8 protein-coding genes are annotated in these 11,704 nt (G+C 63.7%); 3 read left to right on the top strand and 5 right to left on the bottom strand.

Going from position 1 to position 11,704, the window contains the following annotated elements; all coding sequences use genetic code 11:
- Positions 1-147: 147 nt before the first annotated feature.
- From nagZ to ACXJKO_RS25840, 4 genes are all read right to left on the bottom strand, one after another.
- Positions 148-1,167, bottom strand: coding sequence for a beta-N-acetylhexosaminidase (gene nagZ, locus ACXJKO_RS25855; protein WP_457093925.1), 1,020 nt, complete (start codon positions 1,165-1,167; stop codon positions 148-150).
- Positions 1,168-1,247: 80 nt separating this feature from the next.
- A complete protein-coding gene (locus ACXJKO_RS25850; RefSeq protein WP_457093924.1) occupies positions 1,248-2,687 on the bottom strand; it encodes an SPOR domain-containing protein in 1,440 nt (479 codons plus the stop codon).
- Between the two features lie 108 nt (positions 2,688-2,795).
- Complete coding sequence (argS, locus tag ACXJKO_RS25845; protein ID WP_457093923.1) at positions 2,796-4,556, bottom strand: arginine--tRNA ligase; 1,761 nt, start codon at positions 4,554-4,556, stop codon at positions 2,796-2,798.
- A gap of 158 nt (positions 4,557-4,714) precedes the next feature.
- Positions 4,715-5,929, bottom strand: coding sequence for a deoxyguanosinetriphosphate triphosphohydrolase (locus ACXJKO_RS25840; RefSeq protein ID WP_457093922.1), 1,215 nt, complete (start codon positions 5,927-5,929; stop codon positions 4,715-4,717).
- Between the two features lie 142 nt (positions 5,930-6,071).
- On the opposite strand from ACXJKO_RS25840, the gene erpA reads away from it, so the two are divergent.
- Positions 6,072-6,398, top strand: coding sequence for an iron-sulfur cluster insertion protein ErpA (erpA, locus tag ACXJKO_RS25835; protein ID WP_457093921.1), 327 nt, complete (start codon positions 6,072-6,074; stop codon positions 6,396-6,398).
- A gap of 67 nt (positions 6,399-6,465) precedes the next feature.
- The gene (locus ACXJKO_RS25830; RefSeq protein ID WP_457093920.1) at positions 6,466-8,349 is read left to right on the top strand and encodes a hypothetical protein; all 1,884 of its coding nucleotides are present in this window, start codon (positions 6,466-6,468) and stop codon (positions 8,347-8,349) included.
- A 251-nt stretch (positions 8,350-8,600) separates the two neighbouring features.
- Here ACXJKO_RS25830 and ACXJKO_RS25825 read toward each other — a convergent pair whose 3' ends face one another.
- Positions 8,601-10,904, bottom strand: a complete 2,304-nt coding sequence (locus ACXJKO_RS25825; protein ID WP_457093919.1) for an NADP-dependent malic enzyme — start codon at positions 10,902-10,904, stop codon at positions 8,601-8,603.
- A gap of 99 nt (positions 10,905-11,003) precedes the next feature.
- Between ACXJKO_RS25825 and ACXJKO_RS25820 the strand changes: the two genes are divergently transcribed.
- Complete coding sequence (locus ACXJKO_RS25820) at positions 11,004-11,621, top strand: CatB-related O-acetyltransferase (protein ID WP_457093918.1); 618 nt, start codon at positions 11,004-11,006, stop codon at positions 11,619-11,621.
- The last annotated feature ends 83 nt before the right edge of the window (positions 11,622-11,704 follow it).

Raw genomic sequence — 11,704 nt, 5'->3', positions numbered from 1 at the left:
GTAGGTCAAGCGGTCCCTCGAAGCCATCCACGTCCACAAGGAGCGCGGGCTCGCTTTCACCCCGCTCGGTGGCGGGTTCGGTATCCTCGAAGGGTAAGGGCTTGGCCATGAATGATACTCAACGCGTTGGGCGTAACCTTGGAGCCCTCAGGCGATCATCGCAAGCGCGGCATCGAGTCTTGCACGGGCATCCACAGGATCGAGAGGCTCCGGCTCGTGCCTGATGCGGGCAAGCGCGGCTTCGGCCCGGCGGAGCGCCTCGCCCTCCAAAACCGGAGATGCCTCGGCCACCGCCGCCATTTCCTCCATGTCCCCATTGCAATGCAGGGCCATGTCGCAGCCTGCCGCAAAGGCAGCCTCGGTCTTCTCCCGGAATGTGCCCGATAAGGCCTTCATGGACAGGTCGTCCGTCATGACGAGGCCGTCATAGCCGATATGTCCCCGGATGATGTCCTGCACGATAACCGGCGAGGTAGTGGCTGGGCGCTCGGGGTCGAGGGCCGTGTAGACCACGTGGGCCGTCATCGCGAGGGGCATATCCGTCATCATGCGGAAGGGCGCGAAATCGTGCCGTTCCAGTTCTTCGCGAGAGGCCTCGACCACGGGAAGCGCCAGATGGCTGTCCGCCCCTGCCCGGCCATGACCCGGCATGTGCTTGACCACGGGCAGGACGCCGCCCGCGAGCAATCCTTCGGCGGCGGCCCGGCCGAGCACAGCGACCTTGTCAGGCGTCTTGCCATAGGCCCGGTCGCCAATCACGTCATGGGCGCCCGGCGAAGGCACGTCGAGAACCGGCAGGCAATCCACAGTAATACCCACGGAACGCAGGTCATGGGCAATGAGGCGGGCGCCAAGCCGCGCCAGCTCGCGCTGGACCAGGGGATCGTTGGCATGGAGGCGGCCATAGGCGGCCCCGGCAGGGTATTTCGGCCAATGGGGCGGTCCCATGCGCTGCACCCGCCCGCCTTCCTGATCGATCAGGATGGGCGCGTCCTCGCGCCCGACCGCATCCCGCAAGGAGGCGCAGAGCGCCTTCACCTGCTCGGGGGTGCCGATATTCCGGCGAAACAGGATGAATCCCCAGGGGGCAGCTTCCTTGAAGAAGGCAGCTTCGTCGGGGGTCAGCTCGAGGCCGGAACAGCCAGCAATAAAGGCGCGGGTTTTCATGCCCGCGCCTTAAGTCCCTTCATGGGAAGGGTCAAGAAGTCTTGTCGGCCAAGCCGGCGCGAAGCCAGCTCAGTGAGCATTCAGTTCTTGGCCACGAAGCACTGGCCACCCTGCCCCTGAAGCTTGGAGCAGAGGGAGGAAGCTTCCTCGCGGGACATCGGCCCGACGCGCACACGATAGATCGTGTTGCCGTTCACCTCGGCCTTGCGGATGAGGGACGGCATGCCTTCGAGGTCCGAAAACTTGCGCTGGTACGAGGCGAAGGCCGTGTTGGCCGCTCCCTCGGAATTGGCAAGGCCCAGCTGTACTGCGAAACCGCCCGAAGCCGTAGTGGTGGCCTCAGGCGTGGCCTGTGCCGGGGCGACGGCCACCGGCTGAGCGGATGCCACACGTTGCGGGGCAGGCGCGGCCGCCGGGGTCACGGCAGGCGTCGCCGCTGCGGCAGTGGGCTTCGGCGTTGCAGGCGCGGCCACCGGAGTGGAGGCTGCGGGCCGGGGCTGAGCGGAGGCTACCTGCGCGTGCGGGGTCGCCTGGGCTTCCGTCGGCAGGGTCAGGGTCGGGACCGGCGAAGGGCCACTGGAGCGGGCGGCAGCGGCTTCCGGGGCAGCGCCGGCCACGGTGCCGTCGGGACGGATAGTGACCGTGCGGACCTTCCGCGGCTCGCCGAGGTTCATGCTGTTGCCGTTCTGGCGAGGCCCGCTGTGAGCTGTCGCGCCTGTGGCATCGGCCACGGCGCTGCCGCCGTTGTTGCGGACGGCTTGGCCCACATCGACCGGCTGTTCCTCGCGGTTCACGACCTTGGTCTCGGTGGATTGCTGAGCGCGCTCGTAGATCTGCTTGTTCTGGTTCGGGATCTCGACCCCGCCCGGATTCTGCGGCTGTACCTTCACCGGCTCGTTGTTGGCAACCACGAGAGGCGGCTCGCCGCCGGCACCGACCGAGGTGCCGCTGAACAGATAGGCTCCGCCGCCGCCGATCACGATGGCGCCGACAACCGCGCCCATAGCGAGAATACCCTTGCGCGAGCGGGGCTTTTCCACCGGCGGGTAGTTCAGGCGCTCCGGCTGGCCGTAGCCCTGGTCGTCGTAACCCTGCGCGTTGTCGTCGTAGTAATCGTCGGCATAGGCCTCGTTGCTGTATCCGGCAACCTGAGGCGCGTGGGCTGGCTGCTGATAGGCATAACCCTGAGTGCCGGCAGGTGCCTGAGGCTGAGCATATTGATCGAGCTCGAACTCGGGCTGACGGGCCTGAGCCTGCACGGGGCGAGCACCGGGCGTCATAGTGTCGCGGGTCGCGAAAAGATCGTCGATCGACGATCCCTGCTGACGCGGGCGGGCCGCGTCATCATTGGCCAGAATGGCCTGGAAAGGGTCGTCCTGCCCTACGATTCTGGCCAATTCCGCCAGGGGATCGTTCCGCGTCGCGGCGGAGGGCTGGCCTTGCGGGGCACCCGTATTGGCGAGCTGACGTTCGATATCGGTCAGGTCGACGGCAAAACGGGGCTTCACTGATTCGTTCATGCGCCGGTTCTCCAGTTACGCGACAGGAGCCCTTCAACGCTCCGCCGGCACGACGTGTCAGCATCCGGCGCGAACGGCCCTTAAGCGGCTGATCCGCTTAGGAAAACGTTAACGCATTTCATCGGGTGCCGTGACGCCCAGGATGGTGAGACCGGATGCCAGCACCCCCTTCAGGGCATGCACCAGAGCCAGTCTCGCTCTCGTTGAATCTTTATCAGTTTGATTAACAAAGCGTAATTGCGGCAAGTCTTTGCCCTTGTTCCATAGAGAATGGAACGCGCTGGCCAGATCATAGAGGTAAAATGCCACCCTGTGGGGCTCATGAGCCTCGGCGGCGGCCTCCACCATGCGGGGGAATTGGGCGATCCGGTGGATCAGGTCCATCTCCGACTCGTCCGATAGAATCGACAGATCGGCCTTCTCGAGCGCCGGACCCGAAAAATCCTCACCCGGGAACGCTTCCGCCGCCTGCCGGAACACGGAGGCGCAGCGGGCATGGGCGTATTGGACGTAGAAGACCGGATTGTCCTTGGACTGCTCGACCACCTTGGCGAGGTCGAAATCCAGAGTCGCGTCGTTCTTGCGGAAGATCATCATGAAGCGGGTGGCGTCGCGGCCTACCTCGTCCACCACATCCCGCAGGGTCACGAAGTCGCCGGAGCGCTTAGACATCTTCACCGGCTCGCCGCCGCGCAGAAGCTTGACCAGCTGGCAAAGCTTCACGTCGAGGTCGCCCTTGCTGTCGGTGACGGCCTTCGTGGCCGCCTGCATGCGCTTCACGTAGCCGCCATGGTCCGCGCCCCACACGTCGATCATGGAGGCGAAGCCGCGCTCGTACTTGGAGCGGTGATAGGCGATGTCGGAGGCGAAGTAGGTGTAGGAGCCGTCCGACTTCAGCAGCGGGCGRTCSACMTCGTCGCCRWAGGCGGTGGCGCGGAACAGARKCTGCTCGCGGTCTTCCCAATCCTCGTCCTTCTGGCCCTTGGGCGGCGGCAGGCGGCCCATATAGACAAGGTCGCGGCTGCGCAGATCTTCGATCAGCTTCTTGACCTGATCCTCGGAGCCGAGCTGCAGCGAGCGCTCGGAGAAGAACACGTCGTGATGGATGTTGAGCAAGGCGAGGTCGGCGCGGATCATGTCCATCATGGCGTTGATCGACGTCTCGCGCACGAGCGGCAGCCATTCGGATTCCGGCTTGTTCAGCAGGCTTTCGCCATGCTCCTTGGCAAGCAGCTCGCCGACGGGCTTCAGATAGTCGCCCGGATAGAGCCCTTCCGGGATATCGCCGATGTCCTGGCCGAGAGCCTCCTTGTAGCGGAGGAAGGCCGAGCGGGCGAGCACATCGACCTGCGCGCCGGCATCGTTGATGTAGTACTCGCGGGTCACCTTGTAGCCCGCGAAATCGAGGAGACTCGCCAGCGCATCGCCGAACACCGCGCCACGGCAATGGCCCACGTGCATGGGGCCCGTAGGGTTGGCGGACACGTATTCCACGTTGACCGGCCTGCCCGCGCCCTGCCCGCTCCGACCGAAGGCATTGGCATCGACCACGGCGGCGCGCAGAACCTCGTGCAGCACCTGCGGATTCAGGCGGATATTGATGAAGCCGGGTCCGGCGATCTCGACCTTGGTGACGCGTGGGTCGTCCTGAAGATCGGCGACGAGAAGCTCGGCCAGGGCGCGCGGGTTCATGCGCGCTTCCTTGGAAAGCACCATGGCGGCGTTGGTCGCCAGATCGCCGTGAGACGGATCGCGTGGCGGCTCGACCACGACGCGGCTGACATCCAGCCCTGAGGGAATCTTCCCCTCACCGGCCAGACGGCCCAGCGCATCGGCAACCCGCTTCTCAAACAATCCGAAAATGTTCATGGTCTTTATCTCGAAAGGGCCTTGGCCCTGGAATTTGTAGCTGCGCCCAGGCATCGGACCCAAAAGTGGACACCACTTTTGGGAACCCATCCGATGCCTTGCTAAACTGAGCGCATCGTTTGGCGCGGAAAACCGCGGACACTTTTCCGCACGATGCGCTAACGCAGGTCCGGCGTTACGTCAAACAAACGTCGGTGTTCGAGGATCGCATAACGATCCGTCATGCCCGCGATGTAGTCCGCCACGCGGCGGGCAAGGCGGGGCTCGTCATCCCTGGGCAGGTCGGTCTGCCACTCTTCCGGCATCGTCTCCGGCTCGGCCTTGAAGCGGCTGAACAGGTCCCGAAGCACGTCGTCGGCCTGGGCACGAACCCGCATCACGTCGGGGTGGCGGTACATGTGGGCATAGAGGAAGCGCTTGATGGAGGCGTCGGCCTCGCACATGGCATTCGAGAAGCAGATGACCATCTCGGATGCATTGCGGATATCCTCGGCGGTCTTAGGCGCCAAAGCCGCGATCCTGCGGTCGCCCTCGGCCACCACATCCTCCACGAAACGGGTGATCACCCGCCGGGTCAGCTCATGGATGCGGCGGGACGGATCGAGCCCCGGCCAGCGCCCGTCGATCTCGTCCAGCAGCCCGGCGAGGAACGGCACCTCGCGCAGGTCTTCGATCTTGAAGAGCCCTGCCCTCAGACCGTCGTCGATATCGTGGGCGTCATAGGCGATGTCATCGGCAATTGCCGCCGCCTGTGCCTCGCCGCCGGCATAGGTCGCTAGTTCCAGATCCTGCAGGGCATTGTATTCCATGATGGCGAGCGGGATGCCCCGCGCCGCATAGCGCAAGGTCGGCTGGCCCTGGGCATCGAGCAGCGGACCGTTGTGCTTGACCAGCCCCTCCAGGGTCTCCCAGGCAAGGTTGAGCCCATCGTAATCCGCGTAGCGCCGCTCCAGCCGGGTCACGATCCGCAGGGCTTGGGCATTGTGGTCAAACCCGCCGAAGGCCGCCATGCACTCTTCGAGAGTGTCCTCACCTGTGTGGCCGAAGGGCGTATGGCCAAGGTCATGGGAAAGCGCCAAGGCCTCCGCCAGATCCTCATCGAGCCCGAGCGAACGGGCCAATGCCCTCGCGATCTGGCTCACCTCGATGGTGTGGGTCAGGCGGGTGCGGAAATGGTCGCCCTCGTGATAGACGAACACCTGCGTCTTATGCTTGAGGCGCCGGAAGGCCGAGGAATGGATGATCCGGTCCCGGTCGCGCTGGAACTCGCTGCGGGTCGGCGAAACCGCCTCGGGATAAAGCCGCCCCCGGCTCCCCCATGGGTCGCAGGCATAGGAGGCTCGCCATCTCTCGCCAAAGGGCCGCACAATCATCCTCGGGTTGAACCCTTGCCAGGGCGCACTTACCTTGCACTTAGAGCATGAATCAGGAAAGTGGGATCCGGTTTCCTGATAAAATCATGTATGCCAAAAGCTTGTCCAAGACTTATGTCCTTGTAAGGACCGGAAGCAGCCCATGCCTGGAATTTCCCTGACCGACCGCGCAGCGCGCCGCATCAACGAGATCATGACTGCCGAGCCTGTGGGCTCGATGCTGAGAATCAGCGTCAATGGAGGCGGCTGTTCGGGCTTCCAATATGCCTTCGACGTGGACAGGACCCGCCAGGACGAAGACCTCATCATCGAGAAGGATGGGGCCACCGTGATCGTGGACGAGGTGTCGATCCAGTACATCGACGGCTCGGTCATCGATTTCGTGGACGATCTGATCGGCCAGTCTTTCAAGATCGAGAACCCGCACGCCACCGCTTCCTGCGGCTGCGGCACGTCGTTCTCCTTGTGAAACCGGGTATCGGGTCAATATAGTCACCCCAGCCGCTCTTACCGAGAGCTTTCGACTGGGGATTTTCATGAAGTTTCGTCACCGTGCCGGTGTCTGCGCACTTGCTCTCGCGGGCGGCATGGCCGCCCTGCAGGTCGAGCCTGCCGTCATCCGCAACCTCTCCTTCGAGACGGCTTCCGGGCGCGTGACCGTTGGAGCGGTGAAGGTTCCGCTCTGGAGCGCCGCCTTCGCCCAGAGCGCGGATAACTTTTCGCTTGAAAACATCACATTTACCCGGGGCCATGCCAGCTATGAGCTGAAGCGCATCGATCTTTCGGGCGTCAGCTCATCGCGGGCCGATATCGAGGCGCTGTTCGCCTCCGGCTCCAATGAGCCCATGGCCGCCCGCCTTGCCAAGATCAACGCCAAGCGGATCGAGATCCCCGAAGCGAAGGTCAAGCTGACGCTGCCAAGCGAGACGCAGGCGACCACCTATAGAAACACGGTCCTGTCCGACATCGTCGGCGGACGCATCGGCTCAGCGGCCTTCGAGGCCGCCGGCGTCGAAATCTCCAACAAGGACGGGACGATACTGGCCAGCGTCGGACGATCCTCAGTCAATGACCTTGATGTCGGCGCATTAGCAAATCTTTATGAAACGAAAGCGAAGACACCTTCCGAGCCGTTGGCTCGGATTTACGGAAGTTTCGCTGCCGACAACATTGAGGTAACGGACACCAAAGGTACCTTCGCCTTCAAGTTAGCTCGCCTGAACGGCCGCGACTTCCTGGCTCGGCCGACTTCCGAGTCCTGGACTGGCACCGAGGCCGTTTTGTCGGAGCTGAGCGGTAAGGACGAGCTCTCGTCCGAGGAATCCTCGCGGCTATTCACGCTGATTGCGGATATTTTCAACGCATTCCAGATCGGCCAAGTCGAAATAACCGGAATCGAGACGAAGAATCTCGCGCCTGATGGCAAGAAGAACGCTGCCTCGTCTGCAACCGGGCGCATCCAGCGCATGGCCTATGCGAGCGGATCGGGCCAGCAGCCTGCTGACATGCGCATCGAAGGCCTCGAGGTCGTCGAGGACAAGAACGTCGTCAAGATCGGCACCATGGCCCTGACGGGGTTCTCCATCGCACCGACGCTCGAAGGCCTGAAGAACCTGCAAGGCAAGAAGCCGGAGGAGTTCGACGCCGCCACCTTGCGCATGCTCATTCCCACCCTCGGCACTCTGCGCCTGTCCGGCATCGACATCGATGCCATGAGCAAGCCCGAAGAGGGGAAGCAGCCTGAGCGAACCAAGCTCACCGTCGAAGACTTCGCATTGACGGCGGACAAGCCGGTAAACGGCATTCCGACGAATATCCGCATCGAGCAGCGCAACGCGACCTTCGCGCTTCCCGCCGACAGCAACGACGATCTGGTGCAGCAGCTCGCCGCGCTCGGCTACAAAACCGTCACCTCGTCCTTCGCCGTCGCGGCCAACTGGAACGAGGCCGCGAGCGAGATCAAGTTGAGCGAAGTCTCGCTGCAGGGCCAGGAAATCGGCAGCATCTCGCTGAACGGCCTCATCGGCAATGTCAGCAAGGATCTGTTCAGCACGGATGAAGCGACCGCAGCCGCAGCCGCGATCGGCCTGAAGGCCAAGGAGGCGCATCTGGTGGTCGAGGACAAGGGCCTGCTCAACCGCTATCTCACGCAAGCGGCGAAGGACCAGAAGACCAAGCCCGAGGCCCTGCGCAAGCTTTATGCGGGCGCGGTGCCGTTGGTGCTCTCCTCCATGATCGGCAGCTCCGAACAGGCCTCGACCCTGGCGGAAGCCATTTCGAAATTCATCGCGAAGCCCGGCAAGCTGACCATCGACGCCACGCCGAAAAACCCGTCCGGGTTCGGCTTCATGGATGCGGTATTGGCAGCGGAACCGGCGGATGCGCTGGAGAAGCTGAATATTTCCGCGAAGGCGGAGTGAGGTCTCGCTTACACGTCATGGCCGGGCTTGTCCCGGCCATCCCGATTCGAAAAGCGCTGCGCCTCACACAATCGGGATCACCGGCACAAGGCCGGTGATGACATGAGAGAGTGTCATCCAGGACGGAGCGCAGTGAGGATCCGGGATCCGCGCCAGACCCCCGCAATTCTTGCTCAGTGTGTTGATCCTGAAAAAGAAATGCCCGGGGCAAGCCCGGGCACAACGACAATGCAGCAATCCGCTATGAATGCTCAAATCAGCGTCGGCTGATCCTGCTCCAAGGCCTGCGCTTCCACCACGGCAATCGCGGTCAGGTTCACGATGCCCCGCGCCGTCACCGATGGTGTCAGGATATGCGCGGGCTTGGCCGGACCGATGAGGATCGGTCCGACGGGCAGTGAATCCGCCAGGATCTTCGTGAACTGGAAGGCGATGTTGGCGGCGTCCAGGTTCGGCATGATCAGCRCGTTCGCTTCGCCCGTGAGGCGCGAGCCGGGGTTCACCCGGTCGCGAATCATCTGGGAGAGCGCGGCATCCGCCTGCATCTCGCCGTCGACTTCCAGATCCGGCGCGCGCTCGTTGATGCAGGCGAGCGCTGTGCGCATCTTCACGGCGGAACGGGTGTCGGCCGCGCCGAAATCCGCATGCGACAGCAATGCGATCTTCGGCTCCATGCCGAAGCGGCGCACGTGRCTTGCGCAGGCAATCGCCATGTCGGCGATCTCTTCCGCACTCGGATCGAACTGCACATGCGTGTMGGCGAGGAAGTACGCGCCTTTCGACGTGATGACGAGCGACAAGGCCGCCATTTCATTCACGCCGGGTGCAAGGCCGATGATGTCCTTGATGTGCTTCACGCGGGACTGGAAGCGGCCTTCGAGACCGCAGATCAGCGCATCCGCATCGCCGCGCCGCACCGCGAGCGCGCCGATGACGGTGGAGTTGGTGCGCACGAGTGTCTTCGCCGCATCCGGCGTGATGCCCTTGCGGCCCGCTGCTTCCACATAAGTGGCGACGTAGTCGCGATAGCGCGGATCGTCTTCCGGGTTCACCAGCTCGAAATGACGGCCAATCTCCATGGAGAGGCCGAAGCGCTTGATGCGGGATTCCACCACGTTCGGACGGCCGATGAGGATGGGTTTCGCAAGCCCCTCCTCCACGATTACCTGCACGGCGCGCAACACGCGCTCGTCCTCGCCCTCGGCGTAGATCACACGCTTCGGGCTGGCCTTCGCCTGCGAGAAGAGCGGCTTCATGATGAAGCCCGAGCGGAACACGAAGCGGCCGAGGGACTCGGCATAGGCCTCCAGATCCTCCAGCGGCCGCGTGGCGACGCCGGAATCCATGGCAGCCTTCGCGACAGCCGGCGCGATGCGCAGGATCAGGCGCGGATCGAAGGGGCTTGGAATGAGCGACTTGTTGCCGAAGGGATGCGCCTCGCCGCCATAGGCGCGCGCCACCACCTCGGAGGGTGCTTCGCGGGCAAGGCTCGCGATGGCCTTCACGGCGGCTGCCTTCATCTCCTCGTTGATGGTCGTCGCACCCACATCGAGCGCGCCGCGGAAGATGTAGGGGAAGCACAGGACGTTGTTGACCTGGTTCGGATAATCCGACCGGCCCGTGCAGATCATCGCGTCGGGACGGGCGGCTTCCGCCTCTTCCGGCATGATCTCCGGGTAAGGGTTGGCGAGCGCCATGATCAGCGGACGCGGCGCCATCTTGGCGAGAAGCTCCGGCTTCAGGATGCCGCCGGCCGACAGGCCCAGGAACACGTCCGCGTTCGGGATCACATCGGCGAGCGTGCGGGCATCGGTCTTCTGCGCATAGACCGACTTCCAGCGGTCCATGAGCTCGTTGCGGCCGTCATGGACAACGCCTTCGATATCCGTGACCCAGATGTTTTCGCGCTTGGCACCGAGCGACACCAAAAGGTTGAGGCAAGCCAGCGCCGCGGCGCCTGCACCCGACGTGACGATCTTCACGTCCTCGATGCGCTTGCCCGCAAGCTCCAGCGCATTCGTGACGGCGGCGCCCACGATGATCGCGGTGCCGTGCTGGTCGTCGTGGAAGACTGGGATGCCCATGCGGGCCTTCAACCGTTCCTCCACCTCGAAGCATTCCGGGGCTTTGATGTCTTCGAGATTGATACCGCCGAAGGTGGGCTCCAAAGCCGCGATCACCTCGACGAGCTTGTCCACATTCTTTTCCGCGACCTCGATGTCGAAAACATCGATGCCGGAGAATTTCTTGAACAGGACCGCCTTGCCCTCCATCACGGGCTTGGAGGCGAGCGGACCGATATCGCCGAGGCCGAGCACGGCCGTGCCGTTGGAGATCACGGCCACGAGGTTTTGGCGGGAGGTGAGATTGGCGGCTTGAGCCGGATCGGCGGCAATCGCCTCGCAAGGGGCCGCGACGCCCGGCGAATAGGCCAGAGCCAGGTCGCGCTGGTTGCCGAGAGGCTTGGTCGGCTGGATCTCAAGCTTTCCGGGGCGCGGGTACTGATGGTAGAACATCGCTCCCGATTTCAGATCCTGCGAGATGTTGTCTCCCATCCCCAACGCTCCTTGCACCAACCGTTACGTTCTGGAGGCTCTTGTGCGCGCCCTGCCCCCCTGTCGTCAATGTTCTTCTAAGCCGGATTGCTTCAACAGATGAAACTCGGGCACCGACTCAAGAACTGGCGCAACCCGCACAACCAGACCCACCTGCACCTCGCTCGCATGGCCGGCCGCTACGGCTACGACATCGGGCAGTTCTCCTATGGCCGCCCCAAGGTGCGGTTTCCTGAGTCGGGCAAGAAGCTGACCATCGGGCGCTATTGCTCCATCGCCGACAAGGTCGAGATCCTGCTCGGCGGCAACCACCGGACCGACTGGGGCACGACCTTCCCCTTCTCCGCCTTCCGGGAGCTCTGGCCGCAGGCCCCCGCGACGGAGGATTACCACAGCTCCCGGGGCGACGTGGTCATCGGCCATGACGTGTGGCTGGGCTCCGGCGCGATGATCATGTCGGGCGTCACGGTGGGCAACGGCGCGGTCGTAGCGGCGCATGCCCTCGTGACCAAGGACGTGCCACCTTATGCCATCGTCGGCGGCAACCCGGCCAAGGTCATCCGCTACCGTTTCGACGAGGCGACCATCGCCGCATTGTTGGACGCGAGGTGGTGGGACCTGCCGCGCGAGAAGATCGCGACACTTATTCCACTTCTCCAGAGCGAACGGATCAGGGAATTGGTGGCAGCGGTGAAGGTGCTGCGGACGCAGTGCTGACCGTCATGACCGCGCACGTTGCGGCCATGACGGAGGGCATCAGAATGCCTTCCGCCCCATCATCGCCGCCCACGCCCCTGCTG

It is taken from the genome of Microvirga sp. P5_D2 (assembly GCF_054049475.1).
The sequence above is the reverse complement of the archived record's forward strand: the minus strand, read 5'-3'. Positions and strand labels throughout refer to the sequence as shown.